Raw genomic sequence first — 20231 nt, forward strand, 5'->3', positions numbered from 1 at the left:
GAACCTTTCCGTTTATGGAGCGCGTATGAGCCTGTTTAATCGTATAAAAACCTCGTTTCGCGCCCTCTTTCCCCGCCGTTATGCGTGGCCCGGCCTGGATATCTCCCTGCCCGGCGGTCAGCACCTGCATCTGGTCGGCAGCATCCATATGGGTACGCAGGATATGTCGCCTCTGCCCCCCGGTCTGATAAAACGGCTGAAGCGCGCCGACGCGCTGGTCGTCGAGGCGGATATTTCGGGCCAGGAGTCACCGTTTGCCGGGCTTGAAAGCGATCTGACCCTGGCGGAACGTCTGGACGAAGCCCAGCTGGCGGAACTGACGCGCGTCGCCGATGAAACCGGCGTGTCGCTCTCCATGATTGACGCCCTGCCGCTCTGGCAAATTGCGATGGTGCTACAGGCCACGCAGGCGCAGCGACTGGGTCTGCGCGGTGACTACGGTATTGATTACCAGCTGCTCAATCTGGCAAGAGCGCGCAATCTGCCCATCATTGAACTGGAAGGAACGGACAGCCAGATTGCGCTCCTGCGTCAGCTTCCGGACGACGGCCGCATGCTGCTGGATGATACGCTGACCCACTGGCACACCAACGCACGTCTGCTGCAAACCATGATTGGCTGGTGGCTGGATGCGCCGCCAGCAGACGGAAAGCTGGCGCTGCCGTCAACGTTCAGCGAATCGCTGTATGATGTGCTGATGAATGCGCGCAACAATGCCTGGCGAGAGACGCTGCATGCATTACCTGCCGGGGAATACGTGGTTGCGGTCGGGGCGTTACATTTGTACGGAGAAGGGAATTTGCCGTCGCTGCTGAAATAAAAAAATGGCCAATATCTCTATTGGCCCGTCAAAGAGGAATTTCATCGTTTTTATTATGCCGAAGGAGACCTTCGGTTGAGCCGATTGTCGCTCAAAGTGACCATCACTGCCAATACTATTGCGCAAGATGGTGCTATTTTTTAGACAAACGTCAGGCGTATGCTGTTGGCATGATTTGTCTGTCGTAAGAAGGATAGCTATGACTCCCGCCGTTAAATTACTCGAAAAAAACAACATTTCTTTCCGGATCCACACTTACGATCACGATCCGAATGAAACCAACTTTGGCGACGAAGTGGTGCGCAAACTGGGGCTGAACGCTGACCAGGTCTACAAAACGCTGCTGGTTGCGGTGAACGGCGATATGAAACATCTCGCCGTGGCGGTCACGCCCGTCGCCGGACAGCTCGATCTCAAGAAAGTGGCGAAGGCGCTGGGGGCGAAAAAGGTGGATATGGCAGATCCGATGGTTGCGCAACGGACCACCGGCTACCTGGTGGGCGGGATTAGCCCGCTGGGGCAGAAAAAACGCCTGCCGACGCTGATTGATGCCCCTTCGCAGGAATTTGACACGATCTATATTTCAGGCGGCAAACGCGGGCTGGATATCGAGCTGGCGGCGGGCGATCTGGCGAAAATGCTGGACGCGAAGTTTGCGGATATTGCGCGCAGGGATTGAGAAAATTGCCCGGTGGCGCTGCGCTTACCGGGCCTACGATTCGCATGTAGGCCGGGTAAGGCGAAGCCGCCACCCGGCAAAATACCAGACTACTGCCAGCTCACCTCACCCTTCGGCTCATACGCGTTCACGTCAATCGGTGAATTCTGCTCGATGTACTGCTTCAGCACTTCCGCATCAATAAAGCCGGTATTCACATAGCCCGGTTTATTATCAATATGCGGATAACCGTCGCCGCCGGTGGCGTTAAAGCTCAACGTCGCCAGACGGTAGGTTTTCGCCGGGTCGACCGGCTCGCCTTTGATCTTCAGATCATTCAGTTTGCCGTCTTTTGCCACAAAGCTGACGTTGGCAAACTGCGGATAGGCCCCGGAATCCGGCTTCATCTGCGCGACGGCGGTCAGGTAGTCAATCGCCTCTTTGCCGGTCATGTCGGCATAGACCACCACGTTACCAAACGGCTGCACCTTCAGGACATCCTTGTAGGTGATATTTCCGCCTTCAATAGAGTCACGAATGCCGCCCCCGCTCATCACGCCAAAATCAGCACCGGTGCGCGCCATTTGCGCCGCCAGCACCAGGTGTCCCATGTTGGTCTGCACGAAGCGGACTTTACTGCGGTCCCCCTCCAGACGACCATTAAGCGTACCGATTTTCACGTCCAGCTGCGCTTTGCCTTTGTTCTGGAACGGTGTCAGCAGGGAGAGCATCTGCGGGTTCTCAGCGATCTCTGGCGTGTAAAGTACGCGCTCACTTTTCCCGTCCGGGTAAGTCACTTTCTTCTTCAGGTTGACCGGAATGAGCTGGTAGTGCACCAGTTTCATCTCGCCGTTACGGAACTCAAAGTCCGCCCGGCCCACGTATTTACCCCATTCGTGGGCCTGCACAATCCAGATACCGTTCTGACGGTCCGGCGCACACGGCGTGCCCGGCACGTAATCCACCTGTTTTTTATTTTCCGATGCCATGCACACCGGATCCTGTGAGTGCCCCCCCACAATCATGGCCAGTGACCCTGCAGGCAGGCTGCGCGCCATCTCCACGTCGCCGGGTGCATTGGAGCCGTGCTCACCGTTGTCGTAGTGCCCCATGTGCGTGGTGGCGATAATCACGTCCGGCTTTTCATTCTGCTGCAGTTCCTGAATCACCAGCTTCGCTTCGTCTGCCGGTTTGCGGAATTCAATATCTGTAAAGAACTCGGGATTGCCGATTTTTGCCGTATCGTCGGTGGTTAAGCCAATGACTGCGATCTTCAAATCCTGACGCTTAAACAGCGCCCAGGGTTTGAACAGCCGTTCGCCGGTGCTTTTCTGGTAAATGTTGGCGGAGAGGAAGGGGAATTTGGCCCATTTTTCCTGCTGACGCAGCACCGTCAGCGGGTTATCAAACTCATGGTTACCGACGGCCATCGCGTCGTAGCCAATCAGATTCATGCCACGGAAATCCGGCTCGGCATCCTGTAAATCAGATTCTGGCACGCCGGTATTAATATCACCGCCTGAGAGCAACAGCACGCTGCCGCCCTGGGCTGCCACCTCTTTGCGAATGCCGTCCACCAGCGTTTTTTGCGCCGACAGACCATATTCGCCATATTCACTGCGCCAGAAATGACCATGATGATCGTTGGTATGCAGAATGGTGATTTTATAGGTTTTATCTTTTTCATACGCCTGCGCGGGCAGGCTAACCAGACCCCATGCGGCGATGAGCGCCAGCGCGACGCCCCGCTTCATTAACTTCATCTTCTCTCTCCCTGACCAATAGACAAAGGCAAAAATTACAGTGACTCACAATAATAGACAAATAAGTTTTCAGAATTGCGACTTTCTTCAAATGTCCCGGGCGGGTATGTTAGTCGGATAATAATTACACCCTGCATCTCTAATAACAAAACAACGTGGTATTTATGGCAATCAGCGAATCAACCCCGGCGTCGCCGCCAAAATCGCGCACCTCTTTTAAGGTATTAGGCGCAATCAGTCTTTCGCACCTGCTCAACGACATGATCCAGTCGTTGATTCTGGCAATTTATCCGCTGCTGCAGTCCGAGTTTTCGTTAACTTTCGTGCAGATCGGGATGATCACCCTCACCTTCCAGCTGGCTTCCTCGCTGCTGCAACCGGTGGTGGGCTACTGGACGGACAAATACCCGATGCCGTGGTCGCTGCCGATTGGCATGTGCTTTACCCTGAGCGGTCTGGTATTGCTGGCGATGGCTGGCAGCTTTGAGGCGGTGTTGATTGCTGCCGCGCTGGTGGGTACCGGGTCGTCCGTCTTCCACCCTGAGTCCTCACGCGTGGCGCGTATGGCCTCCGGCGGCCGTCACGGGCTGGCGCAGTCACTTTTCCAGGTCGGCGGTAACTTTGGCAGCTCCCTCGGCCCCTTGCTGGCGGCGGTGATTATCGCCCCGTATGGCAAAGGGAACGTGGCGTGGTTTGTGCTGGCCGCACTGCTGGCAATTATCGTGCTGGCGCAGATCAGCCGCTGGTATGCCGCTCAGCATCGCGTAAATAAGGGGAGACCTAAAGCGAAGGTTATCAATCCCCTGCCCCGGAATAAGGTCATTCTGGCGGTTTCCGTACTGCTGGTGCTGATTTTCTCGAAATACTTCTACATGGCAAGCATCAGCAGCTATTACACCTTTTATCTGATGCAAAAATTCGGATTATCGGTACAAAATGCGCAAATCCACCTGTTTGCCTTCCTTTTCGCGGTTGCTGCCGGAACGGTTATTGGCGGGCCGGTGGGCGATAAGATTGGCCGGAAATATGTTATTTGGGGCTCTATCCTCGGTGTCGCGCCGTTTACCCTTATTTTGCCGTATGCCAGCCTCGAATGGACGGGCATTTTAACCGTGATCATTGGTTTTATCCTCGCCTCGGCATTTTCCGCCATTCTGGTCTATGCCCAGGAGCTGTTACCGGGCCGTATCGGTATGGTTTCCGGACTCTTTTTCGGTTTCGCCTTCGGTATGGGCGGGCTTGGTGCAGCGGTGTTGGGGATGGTCGCGGATCACACCAGCATCTTCCTGGTTTACAAAATCTGCGCTTTCCTGCCACTTCTGGGGATGTTGACCATATTCCTGCCTGATAACCGTCACAAAGCGTGAATTACAGGTAGCCAAAGTAAAACTTTGGCTACCTGCCCCCCTTATGCCATAAGGGTTTCCTCTCCATCCCTGACCTGAATTTATCAATATGCGCTTTTTTACGCGCATATTGCCGTTTTATTCAAACTTCAACAATTATTCATAAACATAAGGGCAAAAATTGTCATAAACTATTACCTGGTCTTTTGGTATTCACGCCAAAAATGGAACACTCACCGCGAAAGGAGACGGAATGCACCACGCCACACCGCTTATCACCACCATTGTTGGTGGACTTGTGCTCGCTTTTATCCTTGGCATGATTGCCAATAAACTGCGTATTTCTCCTCTTGTCGGCTATTTATTAGCGGGGGTTCTGGCGGGACCGTTTACGCCAGGTTTTGTCGCGGATACCAAGCTGGCGCCTGAGCTGGCGGAATTAGGCGTGATTCTGCTGATGTTTGGTGTTGGCCTGCACTTTTCCCTGAAGGACCTGATGGCGGTAAAGTCGATCGCCATACCTGGCGCGATCGCCCAGATAGGGGTGGCGACGCTGCTGGGGATGGCGCTTTCGGCCGTGCTGGGCTGGTCGTTGATGACCGGTATCGTATTTGGGCTGTGTCTCTCAACCGCCAGTACCGTGGTGCTGCTGCGCGCGCTTGAAGAGAGACAGCTGATAGACAGCCAGCGCGGGCAAATCGCGATAGGCTGGCTGATTGTGGAAGATCTTGTGATGGTGCTGACGCTGGTGCTGTTGCCAGCCGTCGCCGGAATGATGGAAAAAGACAACATCGGCTTCGCCTCGCTGGCGCTGGATATGAGTATCACCATAGGTAAAGTGGTGGCGTTTATCGCCATCATGATGCTGGTGGGCCGTCGTCTGGTGCCGTGGATCCTGTCCCGCAGCGCGGCGACCGGCTCCCGCGAGCTGTTTACGCTTTCCGTGCTGGCGCTGGCGCTGGGGATCGCTTTTGGCGCTGTTGAACTGTTCGACGTCTCCTTTGCCCTGGGCGCGTTCTTCGCCGGAATGGTGCTGAACGAGTCTGAGCTGAGCCACCGCGCCGCGCATGACACCCTGCCCCTGCGTGATGCCTTCGCCGTGCTGTTCTTTGTCTCCGTCGGCATGCTGTTTGATCCGATGATTCTGGTTCAGCAGCCGCTGGCCGTGCTGGGCACGCTGGCGATCATTATCTTCGGTAAGTCGCTCGCCGCCTTCTTCCTGGTGCGGATGTTCGGCCACTCCCCGCGTACGGCGCTGACGATTGCCGCCAGCCTGGCGCAGATTGGTGAGTTCGCCTTTATCCTCGCGGGTCTGGGTATGGCTCTGAACCTGCTGCCCCAGGCCGGGCAGAATCTGGTGCTGGCGGGGGCAATTCTGTCGATTATGCTGAACCCGGTCCTGTTTGCCCTGCTGGAAAAATACCTCGATAAAACCGAAACGCTGGAAGAGCAGACGCTGGAAGAAGCCATCGAAGAGGAGAAGCAGATCCCGGTGGATATCTGCAACCATGCGCTGCTGGTCGGCTTTGGTCGCGTGGGCAGCCTGCTCGGTGAGAAGCTGATGGCGCAGGGCATTCCGCTGGTGGTGATTGAAACCTCACGCACCCGCGTTGATGAACTGCGCGAGCGTGGTATACGTGCGGTACTGGGCAATGCGGCGAACGAGGAGATTATGGCGCTGGCGCATCTGGACTGCGCGCGCTGGCTGCTGCTGACTATTCCGAATGGCTATGAAGCGGGTGAGATTGTAGCCACCGCGCGTGAGAAGTGCCCCAATATTGAGATTATCGCCCGGGCACATTATGACGATGAGGTGGAGTACATCACCGAGCGCGGTGCGGATAAGGTAGTGATGGGCGAACGTGAGATTGCGAACACGATGCTGACGCTGCTGGCGAAACCGCCGGTTGAAGAAGCTGCTACGGGGTAAGATTTTTGCGGTCTGATGCCCTCACCCTGACCCTCTCCCACGGGGAGAGGGAACAAACACTAAAAACGGCAACCGGGTTGCCGTTTTGCTTTTACCTTGTGCGGTCTGATGCCCTCACCCTGGCCCTCTCCCACGGAGAGAGGGAAAAAACACTAAAAACGGCAACCGGGTTGCCGTTTTGCTTTTACCTGTCCCAATAAGCCTCTTCGAGGCTGTCTTCCCGTTCCGGCAGGCCACGCGTTAAGCGCGGTGAATGCTGGTTCAGCACCTGATAGCTCACGCGGTTCGCGTACTTACACACCTGCGCCAGCGACGAATAGGTCAGCCAGTTGAACTTGTGTTTGCTGGAGTTGGGTACGTTGGTTTTGTGGTAGGCATTGGCGGTAATGTCGTGCAGCAGTGCTGCCAGCGCGCCGTCACCCGCCCCGTTGGTGTTCATGATCTTCTCCGGTCCGCCCATATAAGGCGCAATGTGGGAGTAGATACGCAGCGGGTTGAGGCAATCTTTATGGCGCATACCGCGGCTGAACTCGTACTGGTTGAACTCGGCAATCGCGCCAGGGAGCAACGGGTGCTGGGTTTTGCGTTTGCTCTCTTCTTCCGTAAAGCCCGCCATATAGAGCCCGACGGGGCCGGCAGTGCAGAGCACCAGATCCACCCAGTCCAGCGCTTTGTCAGAGGCCAGCAGCGGATCGCTCTCACCGGTGAGCGCTTCGGCCTCTTCTTCGTTCATCGCCAGAATTGAGACGTGCTCTTTCAGGAACGCCTGCCACCACTCGGGGTTATCGGCAATCACGAATTTGGTGCCCAGCGTGAGAACCACCGGCACGTCGTACTTTTTGGCGTACTCGATCGCTTTCATGGTCGCTTCCGGCATCGGCTCGCCCGGCTTGCAGCGTACCAGATAGGAGGTCAATACCAGCGCAGAGGCACCCGCAATCACCGCTTCCGGAATACTCTCGGCGCGCAGCTTATTCATATGACCCGGGCTGATGGCAAAAGTCCGTTCGCCAGATTCGCCGATCAGCGTAAAGCAGCGGCCAATCGGCCCGTTAACGCCCTGAAGATAGTTCAGATCGGTACGGCTGGAGGTGTTGCACAAATAGCGGTAGGCATAACCACCGATTTCAATGTTACTGCACATCACGCCGAGCAGTACCGAGCGGTCATCAGCCAGCACGGAGTAGTTGTGCATAGTGTTACCGATGGTCCCCCCGGCAAACTGATGGGTAATGAGATTTTCACGCACCAGCTCCTGGTACAGCGCTTCGGCAACGTCGTCTTCGATCACCAGGGAGTGACCGGCGCTCAGACCATAACGGGCGACAAACTCATCATCCACTTTCGCTTCAATGTCCACCAGCGTCTGGTCGATACCAACGACCCAGGCGGCGCTGGTTTCATTTTCAGGCTGGATTTGCTGCAGGAGCGGATCGCGCGCATCAACGGGAAAGTAGTGTTTGGATTTACGTTTACCGGGAAATTTCATGGTCTGAACTGTATGAAGAATATGGGCCGGGAATGGTAGCACAAACCCGGCCTGGAGTGCGATCAGCGGCTGTTCGTCACCAGCGAGACCATCATGTCAATATGTTCAGGCGAGTCGTTAAGCGCCGGAATGTACTCGTACTTTTCGCCGCCAGCCTCAAGGAAAAATTCCCGGTTTTGCACCGCGATCTCCTCCAGGGTTTCCAGGCAGTCCGCCGAGAAGCCTGGCGACATCACCTGAATGTGCTTAACCCCCTTCTCGCCAAGCATTTTGAGGGTTTCATCGGTGTACGGTGTCAGCCACGGCTCGCGACCGAAGCGCGACTGGAAGGTCATCATCACTTTTTCCGGCGGCAGGCCGAGGGCGGAAACCAGCTCACGGGTGGTATCGCGGCAGCGCTGCGGATAATCATCCCCTTCGTTGGCGAAACGCTGTGGGATCCCATGATAGGAGAGCAGCAGCAGATCCGGCTCGCCGTGCTTTTCAAACGACGCGCGCGCGCTGTTGGCAAGCGCCTTGATGTAGAGATCGTTATCGGCGTAATCGCGAATAAAGGTCACGCCAGGAATGCGGCGACGGGTCGCCAGAATGCGCGCCAGCTCGTCCCAGACGGCGGCCACCGTCGAGCAGGAGTATTGCGGGTAGAGCGCCAGCACCACGATATGGTCTACACCCTGCGCCAGCAGTGATTCCACTGCGCTTTCCAGGGACGGTTTTCCGTAGCTCATGCCGAGCGCGACGGGCATATCCGGCAGGCGGGCAGCCAGCGCTTTTTCCTGACGACGGCTGTAAACCATCAGCGGCGAGCCCTCCTCCATCCAGACGGACTGATAGAGTTTGGCGACGCGCGGAGAACGAATCGGCAGAATCACGCCACGCAGCAGCGGCCACCACAGCAGTCTCGGGAAATCCACAACGCGCGTGTCGCTTAAAAATTGTCGCAGGTAGCGTTTTACCGCGTCTGATGTAGGTGCTTCTGGAGTGCCCAGATTGGCAAGCAGGATGCCGGTTTTCGCCTGACTCATTCACGCCTCTTAACCATTTGATAGGTTGTCAATTGTAGCGGAAATGCGTTTAAACGAAACCCATTGCTGTAATAGGTAAGGTGAGAATATTTCTCACCCGGGGACCCGGGTGAGAGGCGCGCGATTAGCCGAGGATTTTTTCCAGCTCTGCACGTACGTCAGCCACGGCTTTGGTGCCGTCGACTTTGGCGTATTTGGTGTTACCCGCCTGCGCTTCTTTGGTGTAGTAGCCGATCAGCGGCGCGGTCATCTGATGGTATTCCACCAGGCGTTTACGCACGGTCTCTTCCTGATCGTCTTTACGGGTGGTCAGCTCTTCGCCGGTCACGTCGTCTTTACCTTCAACCTTAGGCGGGTTGAATTTGATGTGGTAAACGCGGCCAGAAGCAGCGTGTACGCGACGGCCAACGATACGGTCAACGATCAGCTCGTCCGGTACGTCGAACTCGAGAACGTAGTCCACGTTGATGCCCGCTTCTTTCATGGCGTCAGCCTGAGGAATGGTGCGTGGGAAGCCGTCCAGCAGGAAACCGTTACGGCAATCTTCCTGAGCAATGCGCTCTTTGACCAGCGCAATAACCAGCTCGTCGGTTACCAGCTTGCCTGCGTCCATGATGTCTTTCGCTTGTTTACCCAGCTCGGAGCCAGATTTTACAGCGGCGCGCAGCATGTCACCGGTGGAGATTTGCGGAATACCGTATTTCTCCATGATGAACTGAGCCTGAGTTCCTTTACCCGCGCCCGGAGCGCCAAGCAGAATAATACGCATTGCGAAAATCCCCTCAAATGTCGTTTCAATTTTTCAAAAGCGCTAAACAATACCACCAGAACGGACATCGCTCAAGGAAGGCGGGAAGGCTGAAACGGTTAACGGGGGGAGATAATTTGGGTGAGTGCGGTCTGGGCCCTCACCCCGGCCCTCTCCCACGGGGAGAGGGAGAAGACCAGGGGAGGCGTGGTCAGTTACGCCAGAAGCAGCGCATTCACACGTTTAATGAACAGGTTAGGGTCTTCCAGCGTGCCGCGCTCGGCCAGCAGGGACTGATCCAGCAGCAGCTCAACCCACTCGGCAAAGCGTGCTTCGTCCTGGGTATCCGCCGCGCGTTTCACCAGCGGATGATCCGGATTAAGCTCAAAGATATATTTCACTTCCGGCACCGCCTGGCCCGCCGCAGCGAACAGCTTCGCCATCTGAGTGCTCATTTCGTCGGCATCGGTCGTGACAATGGCCGGGGTATCGGTCAGACGGTGAGTGAAACGTACCTCTTTCACACGGTCACCCAGCAGGGTTTTCACGCGCTCAACGAACGGCTCCAGCGCCTTCTCGGCTTCTTTCGCGCTTTCATCTACCTCATCCGCCAGCTTGTCGATGGACTCATCGGCTTTTGCAACCGACTGGAACGCTTTACCGTCGAACTCGGTCAGGTAGTTCATCATCCACTCGTCGATGCGGTCAGACAGCAGCAGCACTTCGATGCCTTTCTTGCGCAACAGCTCCAGGTGCGGGCTGCTCTTCGCCGCCGCGTAGCTGTCGGCGGTGATGAAGTAGATCTTCTCCTGCCCTTCTTTCATGCGGGAGACATACTCTTCCAGCGACACGGTCTGCGCGGAGGAGTCGGTGTGCGTGGAGGCGAAGCGCAGCAGCTTAGCAATGGTTTCAACGTTTGCGGTGTCTTCTGCCGGGCCTTCCTTCAGCACCAGGCCAAACTGTTTCCAGAAGGTCTGGTATTTTTCCGCATCGTCTTTCGCCAGTTTTTCCAGCATCTGTAGCGCACGTTTGGTCAGGGCGTTGCGCAAGTTACGGGTAACGGTGCTGTCCTGCAGGATCTCGCGGGAGACGTTGAGCGGCAGATCGTTGGAATCGATCAGACCGCGCACGAAGCGCAGGTAGTTCGGCATGAACTGCTCGGCGTCGTCCATGATGAAGACGCGCTGCACGTACAGCTTCAGGCCGTGCTTGTGATCGCGGTTCCACATATCCCATGGGGCCTGCGCCGGGATGTACAGCAGGCTGGTGTACTCCTGCTTCCCTTCCACGCGGTTGTGGCTCCAGGTCAGCGGGTCGGTAAAGTCGTGGGCGATGTGCTTGTAGAACTCGTTATATTCGTCGTCTTTAATTTCAGACTTGTTGCGCGTCCACAGCGCCTGCGCCTTGTTGATTTTCTCCCAGGAAACCACGGTTTCGCCGTCTTTCTCTTCCTGTTTTTCAATCTCAACCGGCAGAGCGATGTGATCGGAATATTTGCTGATGATGGAGCGTACGCGCCAGTCGTTCAGGAAATCATCTTCCCCTTCACGCAGGTGCAGGGTGATTTCAGTCCCGCGGTCTGCTTTGGTGATGTCGTCAACGGTGTACTCACCTTCGCCTTTGGATTCCCAGAGCACGCCGTTCTCCGCGCTGTCGCCCGCCGCACGGGTACGCACGGTGACTTTGTCCGCCACGATGAACGCTGAGTAGAAGCCCACGCCGAACTGACCGATCAGCTGGCTGTCTTTCGCCTGGTCAGAGCCCATTGACTCAAGGAACGCTTTAGTGCCGGATTTGGCGATGGTGCCGAGGTGGTCGATCACCTCGTCGCGGTTCATCCCAATGCCGTTATCAGCGATGGTCAGGGTACGGTTCTCTTTATTGAAAGAGACGCGCACGCGCAGCTCGCCGTCGCCTGCGTACAGATCCGGGTTAGACAGCGCGCGGAAGCGCAGCTTGTCCGCCGCATCGGAGGCGTTGGAAATCAGCTCACGCAGGAAGATTTCTTTGTTGGAATACAGGGAATGGATCATCAGGTGCAGAAGCTGTTTTACTTCTGACTGGAAACCACGGGTTTCTTGTCCTTTCATCTAAGTCGACCTCAACAATGCCATTTAATGGGGTTGTAAAACGTTGAGTGAGAGATGGGGATAAGGGAGAGAAATTTCAAGCGGAGGCCGCGAACGCAGCCTCCGCTTGGTCAGAAAATAATCTTGTGACGCCCGGCCAGAGAGTGCGACAGCGTGGTGCCGTCCACCATCTCCAGCTCGCCGCCCACCGGCACGCCGTGGGCGATGCGGCTGGCGTCTACGCCGTACTGTGAGCACAGCTCGGCGATGTAGTTGGCGGTTGCTTCCCCTTCCACCGTTGGGTTGGTGGCGAGGATCACCTCTTTAATCGTTTCGGACTCAAGACGCTGTTCAAGGCGGTCAAGACCGATATCGTCCGGGCCGATACCGTCCAGCGGGGAGAGATGCCCCATCAGCACGAAATAGCGGCCGGAAAACTGACCGGTTTGTTCGATGGCATAGATGTCCGCCGGACTCTCCACCACGCAAATCTGACCGTTCTCCTGACGACGCGGATTCGAGCAGATGTTACACACATCCTGCTCGGTAAAGGTGCGGCAATCCGCACAGTGACCAATTTCTGACATCGCGCGGGTCAGAGCCTGCGCCAGGCGCATCCCGCCGCTGCGATCGCGCTGCAAAAGCGTGAACGCCATGCGCTGCGCCGACTTCGGGCCAACGCCCGGCAGGCAGCGCAGAGCTTCCATTAACTGCGTGAGCAGCGGACTGGTTTGCATCAGAATGGCATCTTAAAGCCCGGCGGCAGCTGCATACCGCTGGAAACAGAGGCCATTTTCTCTTTCTGGGTTTCGTCGATACGGCGCGCAGCATCGTTAAACGCGGCAGCAACCAGATCTTCCAGCATCTCTTTGTCGTCTTCGAGCAGGCTTGGGTCGATTTCAACGCGACGGCAGTTATGCGCACCGTTGATGGTCACCTTGACCAGACCGGCACCGGATTCACCCGTGACTTCCATCTGAGCGATCTCTTCCTGCATCTTCTGCATTTTTTCCTGCATCTGCTGAGCCTGCTTCATCAGGCCACCCAGACCGCCTTTTCCACCAAACATAGGCTTCTCTCTTCTTTCACGTTTAAGGATTACAACCGTAAGTCAGACTCACGATCAAATGGGGCGAATACTCTCTTCATCCAGATCGGCGTCGAAGAACCGGCGCAGGGTCTGAATGTTGTTATCCGCAATAATCGCCTCGCGCGCCTGCGCGAGTTTCTCTTCATAAATGGCCTGGCGCCACTCAAGCGGCGTTTTCACTGCCGGATTATCATCTTCAATGATAGTCAATTCAACCGGCGCACCCTGTAATGTGGCGAGCGCCTCGGCCAGCGCCTTTTGCGCGCCTGGCGAATTCAGGTGTCGCTGACCAGGACGCAGGTGTAAACGCACCTGATTACCGTCCTGCTCTTTCCAGGCGTTCAGCGCAACCTGCTCGACCAGCTTCGGCAGCTGGAGTTTGCTGACCTCAGCGGCCCAGGCATCGCGGGCAATAGATTCTTCTGCGAGCTTCGCGGAAAGCTCCGGCGTTTTCTCATGCTCCAGCGCCTTTTTCAGCGCTTTCGGCGTAGCGACCTCTTCCTTTACCGTTTCGACAACGGTGGTCGCCTTCCAGCGGTATGCCTCTTCTTTCGCCGGGGCTTTCTGTTCGAGCGCGGACGGTGCCGGACGCGACTGTACGCGCTCCGTTACCGAGGCCAGTCGTTCAAGCGCGGCGTTGTTCACCGGCCGCGCTCTTCCTGGCGCTGCCGGTTCACTCTTTTTTGGTTTGGTTACTCCCTGCGCACGCTGCAGCTGACTGCGAGCGGCAAGCACCGAACTGGTGGCATCCGACAGCGGCACGTTTTGCGGCGGCGGTGTCGGCTGCGGTGGCACCTGCTGAGGTGACATCACCGCCGTTGGGGCGACCGGGGCAAAAGACTGCCGCGGCGCTTCCGGCTCCGGCAGCGGCATGCGCGGGTGGAACGCCAGCGCGCGCAGCAGCGTCATTTCTACGCCCATCCGGGGATCCGGCGCGAACGGCAGCTCTTTACGGCCAATCAGCAGGGTTTGGTAATAAAGCTGTACATCGGCAGGCGGCACGGTGCGGGCAAGTTCACGCATCCGCTGTTCAATGGCGGCCATATCTGCGCCAATTGCCGACGGAGAAAGCTGCAGCATCGCCACGCGGTGCAGCAGGCTGAGCATCTCAACCAGCAGCGCTTCCCATTCAATCCCCCGGCCAGCAGCAGCATTGACCAGCGTCATGACGCGCTCACCGTTGGCGGCAATCATCGCTTCGATGAGTGAAAGCGCCTGATCGTCATCCAGCGTACCGAGCATGGTGCTGACTGCTTCGGTAGAGAGCTTACCGTCACCGCTGGCAATCGCCTGGTCGGTCAGACTCAGCGCATCACGCAGGCTGCCGTCCGCTGCACGTGCCAGCAGTTGCAGGGCGCGCGGCTCGTGGACGATCTTCTCTTCGTCGAGAATGTGTTCGAGCTGGGCGCGGATCTGTTCTACGTCCAGGGCCTTCAGGTGGAACTGCAGGCAGCGGGACAGAATGGTGACCGGCAGCTTTTGCGGATCGGTCGTCGCCAGCAGGAATTTCACGTGCGCGGGCGGCTCTTCCAGCGTTTTCAGCAGGGCGTTAAAGCTGTGGCGCGACAGCATGTGCACTTCATCGATCAGGTAGACCTTGAAGCGACCGCGCGCTGGGGCGTACTGTACGTTGTCCAGCAGATCGCGGGTATCTTCCACTTTCGTGCGCGAGGCGGCGTCGATCTCGATCAGATCGACAAAACGCCCCTGCTCGATCTCCCGGCAGTTATCACACACGCCGCACGGCGTGGCGGTGATCCCGGTTTCGCAGTTGAGACCTTTCGCCAGCAAACGGGCAATTGAGGTCTTACCGACGCCGCGGGTGCCGGAGAAAAGATAGGCGTGATGGATGCGACCTAGCGACAAGCCGTTCGCCAGGGCCGTCAGCACATGCTCCTGACCGACAACGTCAGCAAAGGTTTGTGGTCGCCATTTACGGGCTAACACCTGATAACTCATGGGCAGGCTCTGCAACGCTGGAAGGTGAATTTATGGAGGGGAATGCTATCACAACCTCACCCATTGAGCGAGGTTGTGAAAACCGGGATTAATGACCCGGGAATGGCACCAGGCTGTAGCTGGTAATGCCCTGTTTTTCCAGGCGCTGTTCGCCGCCGAGATCGAACAGGTTAATGATGAACGCCGCGTCGGTCACTTCACCACCCAGACGACGGATCAGCTTCACGGTCGCTTCGATGGTGCCGCCGGTCGCCAGCAGATCGTCCACCACCAGCACTTTGTCGCCAGGCTTGATCGCATCAACGTGGATTTCCAGCTGATCGGTGCCGTACTCCAGCTCGTAGCTCTCTGCGATGGTTTCACGCGGCAGTTTGCGCGGTTTACGCACCGGCACAAAACCCACGCCCATTGCCAGCGCAACCGGTGCGCCAAACAGGAAGCCACGGGCTTCGGTACCTACTACTTTGGTGATCCCGGCGTTTTTATAACGCTCGACCAGCAGTTCAATGCTGAGCGCGTACGCTTTCGGGTCTTCCAGCAAGCTGGTGACATCACGGAAAAGAATGCCAGGTTTTGGATAGTCCTGGATGCTTTTGATGCTGTTTTTCAGATATTCAAGCTGCTGTGCAGTTGCGGTCATCGGTTTGTGCCTAAATGAAACAGTGTTACTCACGACGCGCAACGGAGTGGGTAAAGGTAACAATCGTTTAACCTTTAACCAGGCGCGCCTGTGCTCGAAAACGGTCGAATTTACTGGCTGTACGCAATAATTGCAACAGCCATTATGAGGCTTCAGTGCTTTTGTTGCTTTTCATCAACCACGGGGATCCGCCACATGAAGATAAGCAGGCAGGTCAGAATGATCAGCAGCAGGATCCGCACCCACATCATTTTCACCAGCCATAATGAAATAGCAAAGGTCATGAGGATCACCGCGATCGCGCGCGGCTTCGCGCCGGGCGGCATGGCACGGTGTTTTTGCCAGTGGCGCAGGTAGCCACCAAACCATGAGCGATAAAGCAGCCAGTGGTGAAAACGCGGCGACGAGCGGGCGAAGCACCAGGCTGCCAGCAGGATAAACGGCGTGGTGGGCAGTAAGGGTAAAACCACACCCAGTGTACCCAGCACTACCGCGAGCCAGCCAATGATGATTAAAATAGTACGCTGCATAATGCGAATCGTTATCAAACTGAACGGCTACTTTACCACTGGAGAGCGTTTTGAAAACAGCCTTGCTTCTGGAGACGCTGCAAAAACAGTTGACCACCCTGCGAGCAGAGGCCACCCCTCTGCTGGGGCACGCCACGCTGAAGCCGCGCTTTGATCGGCAGCTTTTTCGTACCCGCAGTACGGTCATTCAGGATTACCTGGCTGAGGCGCAGACCCACCTTGACGAGCTTTGCCATGCGGTTGAAAGTGAACAGCAGGAACAGGTGGCGTGGCTTGCAGAGCATCTCACTGAGCAAATCACCGCCCTGCATCGCGAAATTGCCGCCTGGCCGCTACGCGCCTGGGACAGCGGCTCGCCCGGACTCGGCAAATGGCAGCGCAAGCGGCTGGAGAATCAGGAGTTTGAACGCCGACTGTTTGAGATGAAACGTGAGCGCGAAGTGCGGCTGAATAACAGCGAAACGCTGGAAGAACAACAATTATTGATGCGCGAGATTAGCGCCCTGGAAGGCCGCATTGTGCGCTGCCGTCAGGCGCTGGATGAGATTGAACGCGTCATTGAACGTTTGACCCGTTAACAGGAGCCACCCCCATGTCACTGGAAAATGCACCCGATGAGGTCAAGCTGGCCGTCGATTTAATTATGCTGCTGGAGAATCATGATATTCCCGCCGAAACGGTGCTGAAAGCGCTGGAGATTGTGCAGCGGGATTTCGAAGGAAAGGTGAAGGCCAGTAGCCCTCCCCCTAACCCTCTCCCACAGGGAGAGGGAAAATAGATTAAGCCGGAGTGGGATCGTCACCTTTAATTTCGCGCTTCACTTCCGTATGCTCATCACCTTTTTCGTTACGCAGGTGAACTTCAAGCTGGTTGAAGGCGATATTAATATCGTTTTCACGGCACAGACGATCGATAGACCGGTTAAGCTCATCTACCGTGTAGCTACGGTCACGCAGTTCACGCACGTATAAACGCAGTTCATGATCCAGCGTGCTTGGCCCGAAGGTGGTGAAGAACACCGCCGGAGCCGGATCGTGCATCACTTTCGGATGTTCTGAGGCTGCCTTCAGCAGCACCTCTTTCACCTTCTCCAGATCCGATCCATAGGCTACGCCCAGGCGGATCACCACGCGCGTCACCGTATCAGAGAGCGACCAGTTGATCAGACGCTCGGTCACGAACGCCTTGTTCGGGATGATCACCTCTTTGCGATCGAAATCGGTAATCGTGGTGGCACGAATGCGGATCTTGCTGACCGTACCGGAGAACGTCCCGATGGTGACGGTATCGCCAATTCGCACCGGACGTTCGAACAGGATGATCAGACCGGAGACAAAGTTACCGAAGATCTCCTGCAGGCCAAAACCCAGACCTACCGAGAGGGCGGCCGCCAGCCACTGGAGTTTATCCCACGAGACGCCCAGCGAGCCGAATACCGTCATCGCCCCGACAATAATGATGACGTAGTTCAGGATCGTAGTGATAGCGTACGACGCCCCCTGACGCAGGTTCAGCCGCGAGAGGACCAGCACTTCCAGCAGACCCGGCAGGTTGCGAATCAGCGCCCAGGCTACCACCGACGACACCAGCGCAAACAGCAGGCTGCCCATGGTGACGCTTTTCATCACCGCAGCGCCAGCTTCGGTGCCGTTGTACTGCCAGAGGGTGATGCTGTCGAGGTAGGCGAAAACGGTAATTAAATCAGACCAGATAGCCCAGAACATCACCGCAAACAGCGCGATCATCACCAGCATAGTGATACGCAGCGTCTGCTGGTTGACCTGCTCCAGCGCGATGGTCGGTTCTTCCTGTGGCTCCGCCCCTTCGGCGCCCTCTTTCACCTGATGCTGACGACGCGCGATGGCACGACGGTAAGCAATACGGCGAGCCGCGACGCTTAACCCGCGCAGTACGGTTTGATAGAGCAGATTCCAGACGATCACCAGATAGACCGTTTCGATCCAGCGCCCGGACAGACGCAGCGTGGTATAGAAGTAGCCCGTCGCCGTGAGCACCATCAGCGCCAGCGGAATGATCGCCAGTACCGTCACTGTGGCCAGACGAATATTGTGGGACTCTTTATCACGCCAGCTATCGCGGCACATCGGCCACATGAGGATGGCAATCAGCAGCAGGTTCAGCATAATGACCAGCTGACCCAGCACATCATCCATCAGATGCAGCGGAGACAGTTCAGAAACAACTGACCAGAAGTGAAGCGGCAGAAGCGCCAGGCTGACACGCACAATCTGACGACGCCAGTGGCTGGTCAGTTGGGCAGGCATGTTGAAATGACGGACCGCAACGCCGTCTTTTTCCAGGACCTTCCAGCACAGGCCAAACACCAGCCAGAACAGCGCCAGTTTTTTGCTGAATGCCCACAGCAGATCGCTGACGTTAAGCTGCATGGTGAGCAGAATCAGGCCTACCGCCAGAATAATCAGGCACACCGGCAGGGCGCGAATAAGGTCGATCAGAATCGCTTTTGGCGTATGGAGCTGGCTGTCGTTGCGCAGTTGCCCCACTTCCGAGGCCAGCTTCGCCTGGTACTGTTTAAGCCATTTCAAACGCCAGCGAATCAGACCGGCAATCAGCAGCAGGGGTAATCCCGCCAGGAAAGCAATCATTACCGCAGGCCAGGCTTTCTCCCAGTTCACGGTGATTTTCATGCTCTTGATCTGCGTTTTCAGCTGCTCAGGGAAGGACTTCACCCAGTCCCAGTCCATCGGCTTGTTGCTGTTCACCCAGAAAATTTGCTGCGTCAAAATCTCCTGCAGGCTTTTGGAAACGCTGACCAGCTGCTGCTGGTTGATCTGCAGGTTGATGGCCATCATCAGCTGGTTGCCCAGCTGTTTGTTGAGCTGATCCAATAGCTCACGGCGCATATCGACGACCTGGAGCAGCGCGTCATGCACTTCCGGGTTCACGTCGCTGGAATGACCCTCTTCAATTTTGGCGACGAAGTTATCGCTCTGGAAAAGGGCATCACGCTGCTGATTCACGTCAAATTGTTCCAGACGCAAATCCGCAATGCGGTTAGTCATGTCTTCCAGCTCGTCGGCGGACGGCAGCGTCTGCTGCTGCTGGTAGAGAATACGCGACAGCAGGAGGCTACCTTTCAGGACCGCGATCTGTTCTTTGATGTTGCGTTCCGCCTGCAGCGCCCGATCCAGCCAGTTTTTCACTTTAATGTTTTGCTGAACCAGCGAGTTGCCGTTTTCCGTCGCCAGAATCAGACGCTGACTCAGCTGATGGTTAGCCTCAAGCTCCTGTTTCACCAGCGGGTTGGCCTGAATACGGGCCGTTTCATCCGGCGATACCGCTTCCTGGGCCGTTTTTTCCGTCAGGGTCAGACGCTTACTATTTACCGCTTCCTGCAGCAGCTGAAGCTGGTGTTCCAGACGATTAATATTCGCCGTGACGTAATCACGCTGTTTCTGGAGCGTGTCCTGCAGCACCGTATTCCCTTCCAGGCTTTTACGCTGCTGTTCAATTTGCGCATTGAGTAATGACTGCTGAACCAGTAGCAGAGTTTGCTGCGTTGGGCGAAGCGTCCCTTCCCCCACCGTCGTACCGTTCAGGCGGTTGCGGATCTGCTGCAGCTGCTGAGACGCGGTATACATCGCATTTTGCACGCGCTCGGGCTGGGTTTGCAGAGAGACGAGCTGACTGTTGTAGGTCGCGAGGTCGGACTGCGCGGTTTGCAGATCGTCGAGCAATTGGGCAACGCGCGACTCCAGCTGACGCAAAGAAAGCGTGGCGAGCGTCTTACGCGTTTCGTCGTCGTTATCGACGTCACTCAGCGCATTCAGCGCTTCCGTGGCCTTGCGCATGTTCTCAGGCGCCTGCGCCACCTTCTGACGAAGCTGGGTGGTTTCTGCTTTAACGCGCTCAATTTTATCAATATTTTCCAGCGTCTCTGTCAGATCCTGCTGGGTGAGTTTCTCCTGCGGAGAGAGCTCTTTTTGTTTGTTCAGGGTGTCGAGTTGCGACTGAACATCACTGCGTGAGGGGATATCCGTACTGTTATCTGCGCGGGCCCACGAAAGCGGTCCGGTGGAGAAGAAAAACAGCATAGCAAAGAGCAATGCAAAAACAGGATGTTGCGAGCGATTGATGGGCAGCATAGTTGTGAATGATGTCAGCAGATGACCGATAATAGTC

Annotated in this window: 17 protein-coding genes and 1 other annotated feature; of the genes, 6 read left to right on the forward strand and 11 right to left on the reverse strand. The window is 56.5% G+C overall.

Going from position 1 to position 20231, the window contains the following annotated elements:
- Positions 1–25 precede the first annotated feature (25 nt).
- Entirely contained in the window at positions 26–820 is a 795-nt protein-coding gene (locus O1723_RS16380; protein ID WP_014882820.1) for a TraB/GumN family protein, read from the forward strand.
- 199 nt (positions 821–1019) lie between these two features.
- Positions 1020–1499, forward strand: coding sequence for a Cys-tRNA(Pro)/Cys-tRNA(Cys) deacylase YbaK (gene ybaK / locus O1723_RS16385; protein ID WP_014882819.1), 480 nt, complete (start codon positions 1020–1022; stop codon positions 1497–1499).
- A gap of 89 nt (positions 1500–1588) precedes the next feature.
- Here the strand turns inward: ybaK and ushA are convergent, their stop codons facing one another.
- Entirely contained in the window at positions 1589–3241 is a 1653-nt protein-coding gene (gene ushA / locus O1723_RS16390) for a bifunctional UDP-sugar hydrolase/5'-nucleotidase UshA (protein WP_014882818.1), read from the reverse strand.
- A gap of 164 nt (positions 3242–3405) precedes the next feature.
- On the opposite strand from ushA, the gene O1723_RS16395 reads away from it, so the two are divergent.
- Positions 3406–4608, forward strand: coding sequence for an MFS transporter (locus O1723_RS16395; RefSeq protein ID WP_014882817.1), 1203 nt, complete (start codon positions 3406–3408; stop codon positions 4606–4608).
- 232 nt (positions 4609–4840) lie between these two features.
- Positions 4841–6517: a YbaL family putative K(+) efflux transporter gene (gene ybaL / locus O1723_RS16400; protein WP_023336830.1), complete on the forward strand. Its 1677-nt coding sequence runs from the start codon at positions 4841–4843 to the stop codon at positions 6515–6517.
- A gap of 184 nt (positions 6518–6701) precedes the next feature.
- Here ybaL and O1723_RS16405 read toward each other — a convergent pair whose 3' ends face one another.
- The 9 genes from O1723_RS16405 to O1723_RS16445 all read right to left on the reverse strand — a co-directional run bounded on the left by O1723_RS16405 (position 6702) and on the right by O1723_RS16445 (position 16067).
- Positions 6702–8006 (reverse strand): inosine/guanosine kinase, encoded by a 1305-nt coding sequence (locus tag O1723_RS16405; RefSeq protein WP_023336829.1) that lies wholly within the window; start codon positions 8004–8006, stop codon positions 6702–6704.
- Between the two features lie 62 nt (positions 8007–8068).
- Positions 8069–9031: a ferrochelatase gene (hemH, locus tag O1723_RS16410; RefSeq protein WP_014882814.1), complete on the reverse strand. Its 963-nt coding sequence runs from the start codon at positions 9029–9031 to the stop codon at positions 8069–8071.
- A 124-nt stretch (positions 9032–9155) separates the two neighbouring features.
- On the reverse strand, positions 9156–9800 hold the full coding sequence (gene adk / locus O1723_RS16415) for an adenylate kinase (protein ID WP_006809841.1): 645 nt from the start codon (positions 9798–9800) through the stop codon (positions 9156–9158).
- A gap of 194 nt (positions 9801–9994) precedes the next feature.
- Positions 9995–11869, reverse strand: coding sequence for a molecular chaperone HtpG (gene htpG, locus O1723_RS16420; protein WP_248190909.1), 1875 nt, complete (start codon positions 11867–11869; stop codon positions 9995–9997).
- Positions 11870–11979: 110 nt separating this feature from the next.
- Positions 11980–12585 (reverse strand): recombination mediator RecR, encoded by a 606-nt coding sequence (gene recR / locus O1723_RS16425; RefSeq protein ID WP_014882812.1) that lies wholly within the window; start codon positions 12583–12585, stop codon positions 11980–11982.
- The gene (locus tag O1723_RS16430) at positions 12585–12917 is read right to left on the reverse strand and encodes a YbaB/EbfC family nucleoid-associated protein (RefSeq protein ID WP_014882811.1); all 333 of its coding nucleotides are present in this window, start codon (positions 12915–12917) and stop codon (positions 12585–12587) included. Before O1723_RS16430 ends, recR begins: the two co-directional genes overlap by 1 nt.
- A gap of 54 nt (positions 12918–12971) precedes the next feature.
- On the reverse strand, positions 12972–14897 hold the full coding sequence (gene dnaX / locus O1723_RS16435) for a DNA polymerase III subunit gamma/tau (protein ID WP_023336828.1): 1926 nt from the start codon (positions 14895–14897) through the stop codon (positions 12972–12974).
- Positions 13578–13642, reverse strand: a sequence feature (DnaX frameshifting element). Its footprint overlaps the gene before it by 65 nt.
- 88 nt (positions 14898–14985) lie before the next feature.
- Positions 14986–15537, reverse strand: coding sequence for an adenine phosphoribosyltransferase (gene apt, locus O1723_RS16440; RefSeq protein ID WP_000127359.1), 552 nt, complete (start codon positions 15535–15537; stop codon positions 14986–14988).
- A gap of 152 nt (positions 15538–15689) precedes the next feature.
- On the reverse strand, positions 15690–16067 hold the full coding sequence (locus O1723_RS16445; protein WP_014882809.1) for a DUF454 family protein: 378 nt from the start codon (positions 16065–16067) through the stop codon (positions 15690–15692).
- Positions 16068–16117: 50 nt separating this feature from the next.
- Here O1723_RS16445 and priC point away from each other — a divergent pair, with 50 nt between their 5' ends.
- Both priC and rsmS read left to right on the forward strand, forming a co-directional pair.
- Positions 16118–16645: a primosomal replication protein N'' gene (gene priC / locus O1723_RS16450; protein WP_014882808.1), complete on the forward strand. Its 528-nt coding sequence runs from the start codon at positions 16118–16120 to the stop codon at positions 16643–16645.
- Between the two features lie 14 nt (positions 16646–16659).
- Positions 16660–16845, forward strand: a complete 186-nt coding sequence (gene rsmS / locus O1723_RS16455; RefSeq protein ID WP_248190912.1) for a pleiotropic regulatory protein RsmS — start codon at positions 16660–16662, stop codon at positions 16843–16845.
- 1 nt (position 16846) lies between these two features.
- Here the strand turns inward: rsmS and mscK are convergent, their stop codons facing one another.
- Complete coding sequence (gene mscK, locus O1723_RS16460) at positions 16847–20194, reverse strand: mechanosensitive channel MscK (RefSeq protein ID WP_032645216.1); 3348 nt, start codon at positions 20192–20194, stop codon at positions 16847–16849.
- Positions 20195–20231 lie beyond the last annotated feature (37 nt).

The organism is Enterobacter cloacae complex sp. HYC080_NIDB, assembly GCF_056673325.1.